Annotated in this window: 16 protein-coding genes; 12 read left to right on the top strand and 4 right to left on the bottom strand. The window is 46.3% G+C overall.

Going from position 1 to position 17824, the window contains the following annotated elements:
* The first annotated feature begins 5 nt into the window (after positions 1–5).
* From lpxD to FD977_RS07230, 6 genes are read left to right on the top strand one after another with little or no spacing between them, the layout of a single operon-like run.
* Positions 6–1061, top strand: a complete 1056-nt coding sequence (gene lpxD / locus FD977_RS07255) for a UDP-3-O-(3-hydroxymyristoyl)glucosamine N-acyltransferase (protein WP_215304552.1) — start codon at positions 6–8, stop codon at positions 1059–1061.
* A 50-nt stretch (positions 1062–1111) separates the two neighbouring features.
* Complete coding sequence (gene fabZ, locus FD977_RS07250; protein ID WP_215304550.1) at positions 1112–1561, top strand: 3-hydroxyacyl-ACP dehydratase FabZ; 450 nt, start codon at positions 1112–1114, stop codon at positions 1559–1561.
* Complete coding sequence (gene lpxA / locus FD977_RS07245; protein ID WP_215304548.1) at positions 1561–2358, top strand: acyl-ACP--UDP-N-acetylglucosamine O-acyltransferase; 798 nt, start codon at positions 1561–1563, stop codon at positions 2356–2358. Before fabZ ends, lpxA begins: the two co-directional genes overlap by 1 nt.
* Positions 2318–3571 (top strand): lipid-A-disaccharide synthase, encoded by a 1254-nt coding sequence (lpxB, locus tag FD977_RS07240; RefSeq protein WP_215304546.1) that lies wholly within the window; start codon positions 2318–2320, stop codon positions 3569–3571. Before lpxA ends, lpxB begins: the two co-directional genes overlap by 41 nt.
* On the top strand, positions 3568–4161 hold the full coding sequence (gene rnhB / locus FD977_RS07235) for a ribonuclease HII (protein ID WP_215304544.1): 594 nt from the start codon (positions 3568–3570) through the stop codon (positions 4159–4161). The genes lpxB and rnhB overlap by 4 nt, the downstream gene beginning before the upstream one ends.
* A 14-nt stretch (positions 4162–4175) precedes the next feature.
* Positions 4176–4994 (top strand): RNA methyltransferase, encoded by an 819-nt coding sequence (locus tag FD977_RS07230; RefSeq protein ID WP_251369459.1) that lies wholly within the window; start codon positions 4176–4178, stop codon positions 4992–4994.
* Between the two features lie 14 nt (positions 4995–5008).
* Here FD977_RS07230 and FD977_RS07225 read toward each other — a convergent pair whose 3' ends face one another.
* Positions 5009–5836, bottom strand: coding sequence for a pyruvate, water dikinase regulatory protein (locus FD977_RS07225; protein ID WP_215304541.1), 828 nt, complete (start codon positions 5834–5836; stop codon positions 5009–5011).
* 106 nt (positions 5837–5942) lie between these two features.
* On the opposite strand from FD977_RS07225, the gene ppsA reads away from it, so the two are divergent.
* Positions 5943–8345, top strand: a complete 2403-nt coding sequence (ppsA, locus tag FD977_RS07220; protein WP_215304539.1) for a phosphoenolpyruvate synthase — start codon at positions 5943–5945, stop codon at positions 8343–8345.
* 120 nt (positions 8346–8465) lie between these two features.
* Here the strand turns inward: ppsA and smpB are convergent, their stop codons facing one another.
* On the bottom strand, positions 8466–8918 hold the full coding sequence (gene smpB, locus FD977_RS07215) for an SsrA-binding protein SmpB (RefSeq protein ID WP_046330447.1): 453 nt from the start codon (positions 8916–8918) through the stop codon (positions 8466–8468).
* A gap of 26 nt (positions 8919–8944) precedes the next feature.
* On the opposite strand from smpB, the gene FD977_RS07210 reads away from it, so the two are divergent.
* The 5 genes from FD977_RS07210 to FD977_RS07190 all read left to right on the top strand — a co-directional run bounded on the left by FD977_RS07210 (position 8945) and on the right by FD977_RS07190 (position 14628).
* A complete protein-coding gene (locus FD977_RS07210) occupies positions 8945–9376 on the top strand; it encodes a type II toxin-antitoxin system RatA family toxin (protein ID WP_215304538.1) in 432 nt (143 codons plus the stop codon).
* Entirely contained in the window at positions 9369–9719 is a 351-nt protein-coding gene (locus FD977_RS07205) for an RnfH family protein (protein ID WP_215304536.1), read from the top strand. Before FD977_RS07210 ends, FD977_RS07205 begins: the two co-directional genes overlap by 8 nt.
* A gap of 26 nt (positions 9720–9745) precedes the next feature.
* Entirely contained in the window at positions 9746–11212 is a 1467-nt protein-coding gene (gene guaB, locus FD977_RS07200; RefSeq protein WP_215304534.1) for an IMP dehydrogenase, read from the top strand.
* Positions 11213–11260: 48 nt separating this feature from the next.
* Complete coding sequence (gene guaA, locus FD977_RS07195) at positions 11261–12868, top strand: glutamine-hydrolyzing GMP synthase (RefSeq protein WP_215304533.1); 1608 nt, start codon at positions 11261–11263, stop codon at positions 12866–12868.
* Between the two features lie 197 nt (positions 12869–13065).
* Complete coding sequence (locus tag FD977_RS07190) at positions 13066–14628, top strand: FMN-binding glutamate synthase family protein (protein ID WP_371743128.1); 1563 nt, start codon at positions 13066–13068, stop codon at positions 14626–14628.
* Positions 14629–14915: 287 nt separating this feature from the next.
* Here the strand turns inward: FD977_RS07190 and ispH are convergent, their stop codons facing one another.
* Together ispH and FD977_RS07180 are read right to left on the bottom strand one after the other, a co-directional pair.
* Positions 14916–15863 carry a 4-hydroxy-3-methylbut-2-enyl diphosphate reductase gene (gene ispH / locus FD977_RS07185; protein ID WP_215304531.1) on the bottom strand — a complete coding sequence of 316 codons (948 nt, stop codon included), beginning with the start codon at positions 15861–15863 and terminating at the stop codon, positions 14916–14918.
* Positions 15864–16036: 173 nt separating this feature from the next.
* A complete protein-coding gene (locus tag FD977_RS07180) occupies positions 16037–17809 on the bottom strand; it encodes an ABC transporter transmembrane domain-containing protein (RefSeq protein ID WP_215304524.1) in 1773 nt (590 codons plus the stop codon).
* Positions 17810–17824 lie beyond the last annotated feature (15 nt).

Below are 17824 nucleotides of genomic sequence, written 5' to 3'. Positions count from 1 at the left end.
GTTTTATGCCCACCGCCATCGAGCTGGCCGAACAGTTTCAAGTAAGCTTGGTGGGGGATGGCTCCCTCTTGCTTCAAGGCCTCGCTCCTCTCGAGCGAGCCCAATCCAGTCAAATCTCCTTTCTTTCAAATCCGCTGTATCGCCAGCAGGCTAGCGATAGTGCTGCAGGTGGTTTGATTGTCAGTCAGGCGGATTTAGATTTTCTCCAGGCAAACCCAGGAGGCAACTCAGCGGGGCGAGTGTTTTTTGTCTCTAAAAATCCCTACGCTACATTTGCCAGAATGGCGCAGCACTTTGCTAAGGCTTCTGCACCTGTTTATGCGCCTGGAGTGCATCCCAGTGCCGCCATTGATTCTAGCGTCAGCATTCCAGTTTCATGCCATATCGGACCGTTTGTGCAGATCGGTCCTGGCGTTAAATTAGGTGAGCGAGTTGTCCTGTTGGGAAATACTTCTGTCGCCAGAAATTCCAATATTGGCAGCGATACCTTGATCTATCCCAATGTCTCTGTTTATTCAGAAACGAAGCTTGGTGAGCGCTGCATTATTCATAGTGGAGCGGTAATTGGTGCGGATGGTTTTGGCTTTGCCCCTGACTTTTCTGCTACCGGTGCTGAGTGGGTCAAGATCCCGCAAACAGGTGCTGTGGTTATCGGCAATGATGTTGAGGTGGGCGCATCAAGCACAATCGATCGTGGCGCCATGAGTGATACCATCATCGGTAACGGCACCAAGATTGATAACCAAGTTCAAATTGCCCACAACGTAGTGGTAGGCAATTGTTGTGTGATTGCTGGTTGTGCTGCCATTTCGGGAAGTACTAAGATTGGCAACTTTTGTATTATTGGTGGGGCAGCCAATTTTGCCGGTCACCTCACGATTGCAGATAGAACAACTGTGTCAGGCAATACCTCCATTATTCGTTCGATTACAGAGCCAGGGCAGCATTACACGGGCGTTTACCCTTCAATGCTCCACAGTGCTTGGGAGAAAAATGCGGCAATTCTGCGGGGTCTCGATAAAATACGCCAACGCTTACGATTATTAGACAAATCTAAATAATTTCGTCACCATATTTAAAAAACTAAAAACTTTATTCAGCAGGTAATTACATGAGCAAACCCATCGCTATCGACATCAATCAAATTTTGAAGTTGCTTCCACATCGCTACCCATTTTTATTGGTTGATCGCGTATTGGAGCTTGAGCCTCGTCAAAGCATTACTGCGCTGAAGAATGTCACTATGAATGAGCCTTTCTTTCAGGGTCACTTCCCAGATTTTCCGGTCATGCCAGGGGTTTTAATTATTGAGGCGCTTGCCCAGACTGCGGCACTCCTGACCTTTTCTGAAGTGCGAGAAGAAAATGCGGTTTATTACTTCGCCGGTATTGATGGTGCTCGTTTTAAGAAGCCGGTATTACCTGGTGATCAATTGATCATGACGGCTAAGTTAGAGCGCGAACGTGCCGGTATCTATAAGTTCCAAGTGCAGGCGACCGTGGATGGTGAGTTGGCTGCCGAAGCGAATATCACTTGTGCCGTTCGTACGAAAGGTGCGTAATGACTCGGATTCATGTGACTGCTGTAGTTGATAGTAAAGCGGAGATTGCCGGCGACGTAGAGATTGGTCCGTACTCTGTCATTGGGTCAAACGTCAAAATTGGTGCTGGCAGCAAAATTGGCTCTCACACAGTGATCGAGGGTTACACCACGATCGGTAAAGAAAATAACTTTGCGCACTTTGCTGCTATTGGTGGCGCTCCCCAGGATATGAAATACCGCGGCGAACCTACCCAGTTGATTATTGGCGATCGCAACACTATTCGTGAGTTCACGACCATCCATACGGGCACATCTCAGGATGAGGGCATCACCAGAATTGGTGATGACAACTGGATCATGGCTTATGTGCACATTGCACATGACTGCCAAATTGGTAATCACACGATTTTCTCTAGCAATGCACAAATTGCTGGCCACGTAAAAGTGAGCGACTGGGCGATTATGGGTGGCATGTCTGGCGTTCATCAATTTGTGCGCATCGGTCAACACGCGATGTTGGGCGGCGCCTCCGCATTAGTGCAAGACATTCCGCCGTTTGTGATTGCAGCCGGCGATAAAGCATCTCCCCATGGTATTAATGTGGAAGGTCTGAAGCGACGTGGTTTCTCAAGCGAAACGATTTCTGCATTACGTCAGGCATATAAGGTTCTCTATAAAGATGGTCTCAGCTTTGAAGAAGCTAAGGTGGAGATTCAGAAGATGGCGCTCGCTAGTGCATCCGATGCCCAAACTGCAGAAAAGCTAACAGAGTTCCATGACTTTATTGCCGCCTCGACACGCGGCATTATTCGATAGAGAAAATCCAGTGTCTAAACTTGCTTGTGTTGCCGGAGAGCCTTCGGGTGACTTGCTGGCAGCGCCAGTATTGAGTGCACTAAAGCAGATCCCTGATACCTCTCATCTGGAGGTCTATGGTATTGGCGGCCCTCGCATGCAAGCAGAAGGGCTACGCTCAGATTGGCCAATGGAGACATTAAGTGTCCGTGGTTACGTAGAGGCAATTAAACAGTTACCCGCTATTCTGAAGTTGCGTAAAGAGTTGATTGCCAATCTCACGGGCGAAGGTCGACCCGATGTGTATCTAGGTATTGATGCACCAGATTTCAATTTAGGCGTCGAGTTAGCTTTGCGCAAAGCAGGTATTCCGACTTTGCATTTTGTTTCCCCATCCATTTGGGCCTGGAGAGCAGGGCGCATTACGAAGATCAAGCAAGCAGTTGAACGCATGCTCTGTATCTTCCCATTTGAGAGTGAGATTTATGAGCGGGCTGGCATAAGTGCAACTTATGTTGGACACCCGCTTGCCAGTGAAATACCTCTTGAGCCAAATCCAGCAAGCGCCAAGCAAAGAATAGAAAAAATCTTAAATCTACCAAGCAATACATTAAGCGGAACAGTTATCTCTGTATTGCCGGGTAGTCGCGGCTCTGAGATTGAGCTGATTGCACCAGTCTTTTTTGAGACGATGGCAGAACTTACTAAGCGTATACCAGGACAGCTTTTACATTTTGTAATCCCAGTGGCAACACCACGCCTGCGTGAACCGCTAGAAGCCTTACTCAAAAATGCGCTCAATAAAAACCCTGACCTTCATATTTATTTGATTGATGGCGAGGCCGACGCAGTACTTGAGGCTGCTGATGTTGTGCTCATTGCTAGTGGTACAGCGACATTACAGGCGGCGCTCTGGAAAAAGCCGATGGTGATTTCTTATAAGGTACCCTGGCTGACAGCGCAGATCATGAAACGACAGGGCTATCTGCCGTATGTTGGTTTACCCAATATTCTGTGCGGGGAGTTTGTTGTCCCCGAACTTCTACAAGACGACGCCACTCGGAATAAGTTGGCCGATGCCTTGCTAGTCTGGTTAAACAACCCTAGTAAAGCCACTCAATTAAAAACCCGTTTTGCAGAAATGCATGAGACCTTGCGCAGACCCACTGGTTTATTGGTTGCACAGGCGGTAGCGCAAACCATTGCTGCCGCAAAACATCGGGTTACTGTGTGAGCTTGATTTGGGTCTGTGGTGTTGATGAAGCAGGGCGTGGCCCATTGGCAGGAGCGGTGGTTGCAGGTGCCGTCGTGCTCGATCCTGAGAACCCGATCACTGGATTAAAAGATTCTAAGAAGCTATCAGCTGCAAGACGTGAGTTTTTGTTTGAGCAAATTCAGTTAAAGGCTAAAGCCTGGGGCATTGGTGAGGCGAGCCCAGCCGAGATTGATGAGATCAATATTTTGCAAGCGACGATGTTGGCAATGCGTCGTGCAATTGAAGATCTCACTACCCGCTTAGGTGGCTGGCCGGATAAAGCTTTGATTGACGGCAATCGCTGTCCTGAACTTCCCATAGCAGCCGAGGCTATTGTCAAGGGTGATGCTAAAGAGCCAGCAATTTCTGCCGCCTCTATCTTGGCAAAAGTCACGCGTGATCGCCAAATGATGGCCTTGCATGAACTGCACCCCCAATATGGCTTTGCTCAGCACATGGGATATCCAACTGAAGCGCATTTCGCTGCACTGAAGGAATTTGGCGCGTGCGATCAACATCGCCGTAGTTTTTCTCCGGTTCGTAATGTCTTGGCTCTGCATAGTCGATAATCCCAACTATGAAAATGGAATTTATCAGTTCAAAAGACAACTCCTTGTTTAGGGAGATTCGTCAATTGCAGGCTACCGGCCCCAAAGGACAAAAAGCGAGATTTGCTTTCGGGCAAGCTTTGTTAGAAGGTATTCATTTAGTACAAACCTGGGTGGGTAATCCGGCACTCAAGACATTGATTACCTCTGAGTTGGGTTTGCAAAATCCAGAAATTGCTCAAGCCGTTTACGACCATGTAGAAATCTGTCCTGAGACTCGCGTTTATCAATTAGATAAAGGTTTATGGGATTTGCTATCAGATTTGGTAAACGCTCCGCAAATTGCGGGATTGCTAGATCTGCCTGAGTCTGCCTTAAATCCCCAAAAGTCAGTTGCTACGCTTGAAGGCGATGTCATTATTTTGGATCGCATTCAAGATGCTGGTAATGTGGGCTCTATCTTGCGCACTGCCGCGGCAGCAGGCTTTACTCAAGTAGTTGCGCTATCAGGTTGCGCCCACCTCTGGTCAAGCAAAGTATTGCGCGCCGGCATGGGCGCTCATCGCTTGCTAGATCTTTATGAAGGTTGGTCATCTCAGCAAGTCCTTAGCGCAGTCACTGCACCATTGTTAGCTGCTACTGCCGATGGCGAGTTCGATCTCTACAACATGCCCAAGGTACTAATGCATCCGGTTGCCTGGGTAATGGGAAGTGAAGGACAGGGCGTTTCTGAGGATCTGATGGCCCAAGCCAAAGGTGTATCAATCCCGATTGACCCCAGAGTCGAATCGCTCAATGTTTCTACTGCTGCGGCAATCTGTCTATTTGAAACAGTACGAATTCGTCGCAACTGAAACTAGCTGATACTTTAGCCCAGAATTGTTTTATCTGACTTAATAGATTGCAATATCGTAGTAGCAATCTCTTCAATCGATTTGCTGGTCGTAGCTACCCAAGGAATCGATTCTTTTTTCATCATGGCGGTGGCTTCATTAATTTCATAGCGGCAGTTTTCTAACTTAGCGTAATTACTGCCAGGGCGTCGCTCATTACGAATCTCTGACAAGCGTTCAGCATCAATCATTAAGCCGAAAATCTTGCTCCGGTAGGGAATTAAATCCTTTGGTAGTTGCCCACGTTCGAAGTCTTCTGGAATAAGAGGGTAGTTTGCTGCTTTCATGCCATATTGCATTGCTAAGTAAAGACTAGTTGGTGTTTTGCCAACCCGGGAAATGCCAACCAGAATGACGTCAGCCTCGGCTAGGTTTTTATTAGATTGACCATCATCATGAGCCAAAGAGTAGTTAATGGCCTCGATCCGATTTTTGTAGGCCTCAGTATCTGCATTGTGGTGCAGACGGTTCATCGCATGGGTTGATTTAACCCCGAGAGCCTGCTCCAAGGGCGCCACAAAAGTCTGGAACATATCCAAAATCAGGCCATTGGCTTTGCTGACAATGGCGTTCAGTTCGGGATTCACTAAAGTGGTGAAAACAATCGGCTGGACCTCATATTTAGAGGCTGCCTGATTGATGCTAGAGACCGCATCGTGGGCTTTATCAGGACTATCAACAAATGGTACCCGAATGTGCTTAAAAGTGGCCTCAAATTGGGCCAAAATCGATTGGCTGAAGTTCTCGGCAGTAATACCGGTGCCATCAGAAACAATAAAAACAATACGCGTTTGGGTAGACATGAGATTGGCCTAGAGGTCTTGGTCAGCACTACAATATGTAGTTAATGAAGTATGCCGTATTTTATCCGGCCGCTCGACCAGTTTCCTTATCCTTAGAGAGTATTTTATGTCCAACCAACAGCAACAAAGTAACGATGTAGCAAATGCCTATGTTCTGCCTTTTGAGCAACTCCGCATGACCGATGTTGAGTCAGTCGGCGGTAAAAATGCCTCACTTGGCGAAATGATTTCTCAGTTGTCCTCCACGGGTGTTCGTGTACCCACTGGATTTGCAACTACCTCATTGGCGTTTCGTGATTTCTTAGAGCATAACAACTTGACCGAGCGCATTCAGAAGCGTTTGGAAAATCTCAACATTGATGACGTACGCGCGCTAGCCGAGGCTGGAAAAGAAATCCGCGGTTGGATTGAGACTGCTCCGTTTCAGGCGCGTCTGGATGAAGAAGTTCGTACCGCATTCAAAACATTAGATGACTCCGGTAAAGGCTCCTTTGCAGTACGCTCTTCTGCTACCGCAGAAGACTTGCCTGATGCTTCATTTGCAGGACAGCAAGAAACCTTCTTGAACGTTGAAGGTATTGATGATGTTCTGAAGAAGATTCGTGAAGTATTTGCCTCTTTGTATAACGACCGTGCGATTTCTTATCGAGTTCATAAGGGCTTTGCCCACGCTGAAGTAGCGCTATCGGCTGGTATTCAGCGTATGGTGCGCTCTGACCTGGGTGCAGCTGGTGTGATGTTTACCTTGGATACGGAGTCTGGCTTCGAAGATGTAGTGTTTATCACTTCCAGCTATGGCTTGGGCGAGACAGTAGTGCAGGGTGCAGTCAACCCAGATGAATTCTATGTATTCAAAACAACTTTGGCAAAAGATAAGAAAGCGATTATTCGTCGCTCTTTAGGTTCCAAGTTAATCCAGATGCAATTTGCCCCGGCAGGTTCTGCTGAGAAGGTAATGACTGTAGATGTAGCCCCAGAAAAGCGTAATCGTTTTTCATTGGAAGATGCTGACATTACTGAATTAGCCAAATATGCCGTCATTATTGAAAAGCATTACGGTCGTCCAATGGATATCGAGTGGGGTAAAGATGGTCAAGATGGCCGTATTTACATCTTGCAAGCTCGTCCTGAGACGGTGAAGAGCCAAGCTGCTGGTCAAGTGGAGATGCGCTACAAGTTAAAAGGTAGCTCTAAGGTATTGGCTAAAGGTCGTGCGATTGGTCAAAAGATTGGTGCAGGCCCAGTTCGTATTATTCGTGACCCAAGCGAGATGGATCGTGTGCAGCCAGGTGATGTATTGGTTGCTGATATGACTGATCCTAACTGGGAGCCAGTGATGAAGCGTGCCTCTGCGATTGTTACCAATCGTGGTGGTCGTACTTGTCACGCAGCGATTATTGCTCGCGAGTTAGGTGTCCCTGCGGTAGTAGGTTGTGGTGATGCTACTGAGCATTTGCAAGACGGCATGATGGTTACCGTGTCTTGTGCAGAAGGTGACGAAGGTCATATCTATGATGGCTTGATTGAGACCGAAGTAACTGAAGTTTCTCGTGGTGTATTGCCAGAGATTCCAGTCAAGATCACCATGAATATCGGTAATCCTCAGTTGGCCTTTGATTTCTGTCAAATCCCCAATGCTGGTGTCGGCTTAGCTCGTCTTGAGTTCATTATCAATAACTACATTGGTGTGCATCCGCGCGCTGTCTTGGAGTATCCAAACATTGATCCTGATCTCAAGCGCGCTGTAGAAAGCGTTGCTCGTGGCTATGCAAGCCCACGTCAGTTCTATGAAGACAAATTGGTTGAAGGTGTAGCAACGATTGCTGCGGCTTTCTATCCAAAACCGGTGATCGTACGTTTGTCTGACTTCAAGTCAAATGAATACAAGAAACTCATTGGTGGTTCACGCTATGAGCCGGATGAAGAGAATCCAATGTTGGGCTTCCGTGGCGCATCCCGTTACGTATCAGCGGATTTTGGTGAAGCCTTTGCTTTGGAGTGCGCTGCAATGAAGCGCGTTCGTGAAGATATGGGTCTGGATAATGTCGAGATCATGGTGCCTTTTGTTCGCACTATCAAGCAAGCTGAGCGTGTTATCGACATGATGGCAAAGTTAGGTCTCAAGCGTGGTGAGAATGGCCTGCGCCTGATCATGATGTGCGAGATTCCTTCTAATGCGATCTTGGCAGATCAATTCCTCGAGCATTTCGATGGATTCTCAATCGGTTCAAACGATATGACTCAGTTAACCCTAGGCCTAGATCGTGACTCCGGTATGGAATTACTAGCAATTGACTTTGATGAGCGTGACCCTGCAGTAGAGTTCATGATTGCTCGCTCTATTGAAGCTTGTCTTAAGCAAAACAAATACGTTGGTATCTGTGGCCAAGGCCCTTCAGATCATCCAGACTTTGCGCGTTGGTTGGTTGCTAAGGGCATTACTTCGATCTCCCTCAATCCAGATAGCGTAGTAGCGACCTGGGAAATGTTGGGTAAGAAAGAGGCGTAAGCTATCTTCCCTTAACTGCTAATCACTAGCAAGATGTAAAAAATGCCTAGATGCGAATCTAGGCATTTTGTTTTGGGCTGAATATTCCAAGCTTTGATAGCTAGGCACTTACTTGCCCAATCAAGCGTTGAGATCGCCCCGAGCAATTCGGCCCTTTTGAACTTCCCATTCACGCTCTTTGGTGGCTGCGCGTTTGTCATGCTGCTTCTTGCCTCGCGCTAGGCCAATCTCGCACTTCACATTCCCTTTGGAGAAATGCAGATTCAATGGGACCAGGGTGTAGCCTTTTTGCTCTACCTTGCCGATAAGTTTTTTAATCTCAATGGCATTGAGGAGGAGTTTGCGGGTGCGGGTACTGTCGGGGACTATGTGAGTGGAGGCAGATAGCAGGGGGGTGATGTGGCAGCCGATCAGGAACAGCTCCGCCTGACGGATGACAACATACGCTTCTTTGACGTGCACGCGACCGGCGCGGATGGCTTTTACTTCCCAGCCTTCCAGAACCAGTCCTGCCTCGAACCGTTCCTCGATAAAATAATCGAAGAAGGCTTTTTTGTTATCGACGATACTCATATTTATTTAGCTTCTCAAGATCGATTATGGCAGACGTCAACAAGACCGTTTTAATTGGCCAATCCGCGGACCGCATGTACGGTTTGGTAACTGATGTTGCGCGCTACCCAGAGTTCTTGCCCTGGTGCGGCGGCGTGGAAATTTTTGAGCAATCTGAGACTGTTTTGGATGCCAAAATCAATATCCACTTTAAGGGTATTAATCAGTATTTTCATACTCGAAACACCAATCGTCGCCCCGAAAGCATTGATATGGTCTTTGTGGATGGCCCATTCAAGCATTTTTCTGGGCAGTGGAACTTCATTCCCCTCAAAGAGGATGCCTGTAAGGTGGAATTTAAGCTCCACTGGGAGTTCAAAAGCGTCATCCTAGACAAGATCATTGGCCCAGTCTTTGGGCATATTGCAGGCACCTTTGTTGATTGCTTCGTTAAGCGAGCTGAAGACCTCTATGGCTAGTCAATCCATGGAGATTTGGATTTGCGATGCCCGCCTGGGTGAGCCTGAGTTAAGCCCTTTTACGCTGCAATTATTGCCCTCCGAGGCTGCCACTGTAGGGCTTGCTCTCATTAAAGCGGGAATTGCCCAAGGTCCCGAAGACTCCAACTTAGCCAGAAAAGGCTGTTTTGGCGTCTTTGGCAAGCGTAAGGATTGGGACAGCCCTATTTACGAGGGTGATCGCTTGGAGCTCTATTCTGCGCTCCTGGTTGACCCCAAGGCCGTCCGCCGCAAGAAGGCTAATCAGAACCAAGATGCCAAATTCCAGGCTGCCGCAGCTAAAAGAAAGGCGAGGAGGCTATAATCTTCTTTTGTGACTAGGGGTTTTGCATGCGACTCATTCAAAAAGCACTCACTTTTGACGATGTGCTCCTCGTACCGGCTTATTCTTCGGTACTCCCTCGAGATGCCAGCTTGGCAAGTAAGTTAACTCGAGATATTTCACTCAATACACCGTTGGTGTCCGCAGCCATGGATACCGTCACTGAAGGCCGCTTGGCAATTGCCATGGCTAGTGAGGGTGGTATTGGTATTGTTCATAAAAATCTCAAGCCTGCTGAACAGGCTAGGGAAGTGGCTAAGGTCAAACGTTACGAATCTGGCATTTTGCGCGATCCTATTACGGTGGATCCACATGCCACGCTACGCCAAGTGATTCAACTTTCTCGTGAGCATGGTTTCTCCGGATTTCCAGTGCTCACTGGCAAAGAGGTGGTGGGCATTATTACCAACCGCGACTTGCGCTTTGAGGAAGACTTAGATGCGCCTGTGAAATCCAAGATGACTCCACGCGAGCGCTTGATTACAGTTAAAGAAGGTTGCTCGCTAGAAGAGGCGAAGCGCTTGATGAGCCAGCATCGCTTAGAGCGCGTGCTGGTAGTAAACGATAAGTTTGAACTGCGCGGCCTCATCACTGTTAAAGATATCTTGAAGGCTACCGAGCATCCAAATGCCTGTAAGGATAGCGAAGGTAAGTTACGTGTTGGAGCTGCTGTCGGCGTTGGTCCTGATAACGATGAGCGCATTGAGCTCTTAGTTCGTGCAGGTGTCGATGTGATTGTGGTGGATACCGCACACGGCCATAGCCAAGGCGTATTAGATCGCGTGAAGTGGGTTAAGAAAAATTACCCGCACGTACAAGTGATCGGTGGAAATATTGCCACTGGCGAAGCCGCTAAAGCATTAGCTGATCATGGCGCTGATGGCGTGAAGGTCGGTATTGGTCCTGGCTCTATTTGCACTACCCGGATTGTTGCGGGTGTAGGTGTTCCCCAGATTAGCGCCATTGTGAATGTGGCTGCTGCCCTCAAAGGTACGGGCATTCCGTTAATTGCTGATGGTGGTGTGCGTTACTCCGGTGACGTTGCTAAAGCCTTAGCTGCTGGTGCAAGCTCCGTCATGATGGGCGGTTTGTTCGCAGGTACTGAAGAAGCTCCTGGTGAAGTATTCCTGTATCAAGGTCGTTCATACAAGAGTTATCGCGGCATGGGATCTTTGGGCGCGATGGCAGATGGCTCTGCAGATCGTTACTTCCAGAGCGATATTAGTGCGGCGAATGCTGAGAAGCTGGTGCCCGAAGGTATTGAAGGTCAAGTGCCTTACAAAGGTAGTGTCCTTGCCATCTTGCATCAACTGACTGGTGGTATTCGTTCTTCAATGGGTTACTTGGGTTGCAAGACGATTGATGAACTTCATGAGAAAGCGAATTTTGTGGAAATCACTTCAGCGGGTGTTCGCGAGTCACACGTTCATGATGTGAAGATCACTAAGGAAGCACCGAATTACCATATTGATTAAGAAGTAAACAAAAGCTGAAATGCAGGCTGAATTTAAGGTAATCCTTTCGTGCACGACAAAATACTGATTCTTGACTTTGGTTCACAAGTCACCCAATTGATTGCCCGGCGCGTGCGTGATGCGCGCGTCTATTCTGAAATCCATCCCTACGATTGCGATCCAGAATTCATTCGCAAGTTCATTCAAGAGCAGGGTGGTAAAGGCATCATTCTTTCAGGTGGACCTAGCTCTGTAACCGAAGAGGGTAGTCCTCGTGCGCCGCAAATCGTTTTTGAACTCGGCGTTCCCGTCTTAGGCATTTGCTACGGCATGCAAACCATGGCAACCCAATTGGGTGGCGCAGTTGCCTCTGCCGAGTCCTTGGGTAAAGCCCGTGAGTTTGGTTACTCCGAAGTGCGTGCCCATGGCCATACCAATTTACTTAAAGGTATCCAAGACTTTTCTACCAGTGAAGGCTACGGCATTCTGAAGGTATGGATGAGCCATGGTGATTCAGTAACTGCAATGCCACCAGCTTTTAAGCTGATGGCTTCAACAGAGTCCTGCCCGATTGCAGGTATGGCTGATGAAGAGCATCGTTTCTATGCATTCCAATTCCATCCTGAAGTAACGCATACCTTACAAGGTGAAGCTATCTTGGGTCGCTTTGTGCATGAGATCTGTCAGTGCAAACCAGATTGGGTCATGGGTGACTACATTAGCGAGGCAGTTGAGCATATTCGAAAGCAAGTTGGTGACGAAGAAGTGATTCTCGGTTTATCAGGCGGCGTTGACTCTAGTGTGGCAGCAGCTTTAATACATCGCGCCATTGGTGAGCAACTCACTTGTGTATTTGTTGATCATGGCTTGCTTCGTTTAAACGAAGGCGACATGGTGATGGAGATGTTTGCTCGCAACCTCGGCGTCAAAGTGATTCGTGTAGACGCCAAGGAGAAGTTTATGTCTGAGCTTGCTGGCGTTGCAGATCCTGAAGCCAAGCGCAAAATCATTGGCAAAGAATTCGTAGAGATTTTCCAAACTGAGTCTGGCAAGATTAAAAATGCGAAGTGGCTTGCTCAAGGAACCATTTACCCAGACGTGATTGAGTCTGCCGGTAAGGGTAAGAAGGGCGCGCATACGATTAAGAGCCACCACAATGTGGGTGGTTTGCCTGAAGACATGCATCTCAAGTTACTCGAACCCTTGCGTGAATTATTTAAAGACGAAGTGCGTGAACTCGGCGTTGCATTAGGTTTACCACGTGAGATGGTGTATCGCCATCCATTCCCAGGACCTGGTCTTGGTGTGCGCATCTTGGGTGAAGTCAAATCGGAATTTGCCGACTTACTACAACGTGCTGATGCTATCTTCATTGAAGAATTACGCAATACGATTGATGAAGCCAGTCAGAAATCTTGGTATGACCTCACCAGCCAAGCTTTCGCAGTGTTCTTACCAGTGAAGTCTGTGGGCGTGATGGGTGATGGTAGAACCTATGAATACGTCGTTGCTCTCAGGGCAGTGCAAACACAAGACTTCATGACTGCACACTGGGCCCACTTACCGCATGATTTATTGGGCAAAGTATCAAACCGCATTATTAATGAAGTGCGTGGCATCAACAGAGTGGTCTATGACATCAGTGGAAAACCGCCAGCAACTATTGAGTGGGAATGAAAAGCTATCAACATTAATTTATAAAGATTTTCTTATCCGCATTTGAGGTATTATTTCCTCGGAGTAAAGCCTCAATCAATGCACTTCTCGCTGTATATTTAAATAGATATTTAATTTTTTAATATTGCTTATCAAAAGCCTAGGCAGGAGGTCTTTAATTGCGTTATTCCAGATATTTTTTTTGGCTCTCAACCGGCATACTCGCCCCCCTTTCTTTTTTATATAGTCCATATTTAGCTATATTTTTCTTAGGATTATTTTTGATTGGCCTAAAAGATTCAATTCAAAAGCATCATTCAATATTGCGCAATTATCCTTTGATAGGGCATTTTCGATTCTTACTTGAATATATCCGCCCTGAGATTCGTCAATACTTTTTAGAGAATGATGAGGAGAAAATTCCTTTTTCAAGAAATCAAAGAGCTATGGTTTATAGCCGCTCTAAAAAAGATAACGATAAGCGGGGATTTGGTTCAATCAAGTCGATGTATGGTCCTGAAGGCGAATGGTTGGGACACTCAAATTCTCCATGCCATCCTGACCCGAGCCAATTTCGTATTCAGGTTGGTGGTTCAAGCTGTCTTCAGCCTTACTCTTTATCTATATTTAATATTTCTGCGATGAGTTTTGGGTCGCTTTCACCAAATGCAATTAGAGCGCTGAATAGAGGCGCAAAGCTGGGTGGATTTGCTCATGATACTGGCGAAGGCTCAATCTCTTCATATCATCGCGAGTTTGGCGGCGATATTATTTGGGAAATTGGATCTGGATACTTTGGCTGTCGCACCGCGGATGGTCGATTTTCAGAGGAAAAATTTTCTACCCAGGTAGTTGATCCGCAAATCAAGATGGTGGAAATTAAGCTATCACAGGGCGCTAAGCCAGGTCATGGTGGGGTCTTGCCTGGCGCTAAAGTTACTGCTGAAATTGCTGCGACTAGGGGTGTCCCGATTGCCGAGGATTGTGTCTCTCCAGCCCATCATGCTGAATTTTCATCTCCATTAGAGCTAATGAAATTCATTGCGCGTTTGCGTAAGTTGAGCGGCGGTAAGCCCGTTGGCTTTAAATTATGCGTTGGCCAGCCATGGGAGTTTTTTGGTATTGCTAAGGCGATGCTAGAGATAGGCATTAGCCCCGACTTCATAGTGGTTGATGGAAGCGAGGGCGGTACTGGTGCCGCCCCTGTTGAATTTACAGATCATGTGGGGATGCCGCTTCGTGATGGCCTTAGGTTAGTGCATAACACCTTAGTCGGAATCAATAAGCGCAAGGAGATTGCGATTGGAGCCTCTGGAAAAATTATTTCTGGCTATGACATTATTCGCGCCATTGCATTAGGGGCTGATTGGTGTAATTCTGCAAGAGGGTTTATGTTTGCATTGGGTTGCATTCAGTCACGAACATGCCATACGGACAAGTGTCCTACAGGTGTTGCAACTCAGGATTTAGGTCGTCAAAGAGCATTGGTGGTCCCTGATAAGGCTGAGCGAGTATTTGCATTCCATCAGAATACTGTTGCATCTTTGGCAGATTTAATTGGCTCTGCAGGTCTAATGCATCCTAATGAAATTACACCTGATTATCTTTTGTGTAGAGATGGTTCTGGCAAGATAACTTCATTAGCATCTCAGCTCCCAACCCTGTCTCCTGGAGCGCTATTACAAGGTGCTGACGCCCCATTGCAAAAAGATTTACCTCAGGAGTATGTTCAGTATTGGGATAGGGCTCAAACCAGTAAATTTGGCTTAGCCCCACTATAAGTTCCACTGAATTCCACCCTCGCTATTTGAGCTCAAGTGCACTAAATTCTTTTTTGTCTTAATATAAGCAAAGATTAATAATTCAATTTTAGGAATCAATATGTTTGCTAAAACAATACTCAGCGTTCTTTCCCTTGGTATAGCGATAGTGGGTTTGCTCTATTTTTTCAACACGGGTGAGTATTTCATCTTTGTTATTGGAATGGTGCTCTACTTCTCAGCAGCTATTTCAGACTCCATTTGCAAAAGAATCAGTAAATAATTTTCTGGTGGGGCTGCTTTAATCCCTAAACCAAGCCTTTAGGTAAAGAAAATTTGATGTTTTCATCAATGCCTTTCATAGGTAGCACCACACCTTTTGAAAGCGTTTTGATGGCTTTGATCACTTTTGCTGTTAATTCCTCGGGAGCGGATGCTCCGGCTGTAATGCCGATATTGTTCACTCCAGTAAACCACTCTGGTTTTATCTCCAGCGGATCATCCACTAAAAATGCAGGAACCTGCATCTTTAAGGATAATTCCTGAAGTCTTTTGGAGTTTGAGCTATTTGGGCTACCAACGACTATCACGACCTCTACTAAGGGCAGCATGGCTTTAACAGCATCTTGTCGATTTTGCGTGGCGTAACAAATATCTTGTTTCTTAGGTGCATGAATATGCGGATATTTTTTTACTAGGGCGGCAGTGATTTCAGAGGTTTCGTCTACCGATAGGGTGGTTTGAGTAACAAAGGCTAGTAATTCATCTTGTTGAAAACTTAGGCCCTCTATATCAGCTACTTTTTCTATGAGGTGAACTGGAGCATCAATTTGCCCTATCGTGCCCTCAACCTCCGGATGTCCGAGGTGGCCGATCATAATGATTTGGTAACCACTCGCATTTAAGCGAATGACCTCAGCATGCACTTTTGAAACTAAAGGGCAGGTTGCATCAAAAACTTTTAGATTGCGAAATTGAGCTTCATTTTTAACTGCTGTAGCTACACCATGCGCACTAAAGATTAGGATAGATCCCTCGGGCGCTTCCGATACGTCGTTGACAAAAATAACTCCTCTTGCCTGAAAATCTTTTACAACATAGGCATTATGAATAATCTCATGCCTGACATAAATGGGGCTGCCATATTTCTTCAAGGCTTCTTCAACAATCGTGATTGCCCTTTCAACGCCGGCACAAAAACCTCTAGGTTGGGCTAAAAAAATTTGCTTATATTGATTGGCGTCTGAGGAAAGCATGGAGTGTTTTCAGTTTTACTAGTCAACTACTGTTGAAATGCTCTTTAAACAATAAGCCTAAATGCCAATAATTTTTTCGTTAACTAGTGTTTACTCTAATCATCGGTATAAACCCTAGGACTCCATAGAACTCTTAACTCCTGAATTTACTCCCTAAGGGGGGGGATGCTCTGTTATCGATCGGTAAATTGAAGTTTAGCTAAACGGGCATAAAGCCCACTTCGTTGAATTAAATCAGCGTGTGTACCCGTTTCAATGATCCGCCCATGCTCCAGTACGATTATTTTGTCGGCTTGCTTTACTGTGGAAAGTCGATGAGCAATCACAATGGTCGTCCGATGATCCATTGCTGCCTCAAGCGCGCGCTGTACGAGTAATTCAGACTCAGCATCTAGGGCGCTAGTGGCTTCATCTAAGAGCAACAGGGCAGGATTTTTTAATAATACTCGTGCAATCGCAATTCGCTGTTTTTGCCCGCCAGATAAGCGGATGCCTCGATCACCTAAGAAGGTTTGATATCCCTCTGGTAGTTTGGAAATAAATTCATCTGCTATGGCAAGGCGAGCTGCAACTAGCACCTCATCATCAGTCGCATCCATTCTTCCAAAACGAATATTCTCCATAGCGTTGTCTGAGAAAATCACAATGTCCTGTGGAACAATCCCGATTAATTTCCTCAGTGTTTCGAGCTGAAGGTTTCGAATATTGGTGCCATTAAAAAGAATTTCCCCGCTAGTGGGGTCATAGAAGCGCTGCAATAGCTGGAAGAGTGTAGTCTTTCCAGCGCCTGAAGGGCCTACGATAGCAATTCTTTGGCCAGGTTTAATTTCTAGGGATAGGTCTGATAAAACACTATTTTGATTTGATGGATAGTGAAAGCTGAGATTGTCAATTTGCACTTCGATGCCAGCTGCATTGACTTGGGTTATTGATTTCACGTTAGCGAGTGCTTTAACGGAAGACTCAACATTTAAGAGCTCCAAAAGGCGATCACTAGCACCAATTGCTCTTTGCGTATCGCCAATCACTTCAGAAATACCTGCTATAGCTCCAGCAACAATCACGGCATATAAAATAAACTGAGACAGTTCTCCGGCAGTAATTTGATTGTCCATGACTGCATAAGCACCAAGCCAAAGCACCAAGATAATGCTGGTAAAGCCAAATAATATGGCTACGAATGTAAGTAATGCTCTTGCCCGTGTTCGAGTAATGGCTGCATCAAGAGCGGTATGAATGGATTGATTAAAACGATGAATTTCAATGTTCTCATTAGTAAATGATTGAATTGTCGGTATCGCATTTAATTTTTCACTTGCCATTGCAGAGGCGTTCGCAATCTTATCTTGTGAGTTGCGAGAAAGCTTTCTGACTCGTCTACCCATGATGACGGTTGGAATGATGGTGAGTAATAGCGTAGCGAAAATCAGTACCGATAATTTAGGGCTGGTAATAAACATCATTACTAAGCCGCCTGCCAGCAATAGAAGATTTCTAATGGCCATTGAGACGCTAGTTCCAATCAGTGTCTGGATCAGCACCGTATCCGTATTTAAGCGTGAAAGTATTTCACCGCTATGAGTGGACTCGAAGAACTCTGGACTTTGCTTGATGACATGACTATAGACAGCCGAACGAATATCAGTTGTAATTTTTTCGCCTAACCAGGACACCATGTAGAAACGCAGAGACGTTCCTAGAGCTACTAAGCCAGCAACAACAAATAGCGTTAAAAAAGTGGTGTTGATTTGGTTTCCGCTGTTGGCATTAAATCCCAAATCGATAATTTGTCTAAAGGAGAAGGGGACGGCTAAGGTGGCGCTTGCAGCAAGCACCAAGCTAAAGACAGCCAAGACGAATTGTTTTTTATACGGCTTTAAAAAAGGGAGTAGCGCTGCTAGGGTGCGAAATCCACGGGGACTTGTTTTGTTGCTCTGCTTGGTCATTGAATAATCCCTAAT

It is taken from the genome of Polynucleobacter sp. AP-Elch-400A-B2 (assembly GCF_018688355.1).
Classification (GTDB): Bacteria; Pseudomonadota; Gammaproteobacteria; order Burkholderiales; family Burkholderiaceae; genus Polynucleobacter.
Note: the sequence above shows the minus strand (reverse complement) of the source record. Positions and strands in the feature narration are given on the sequence as shown.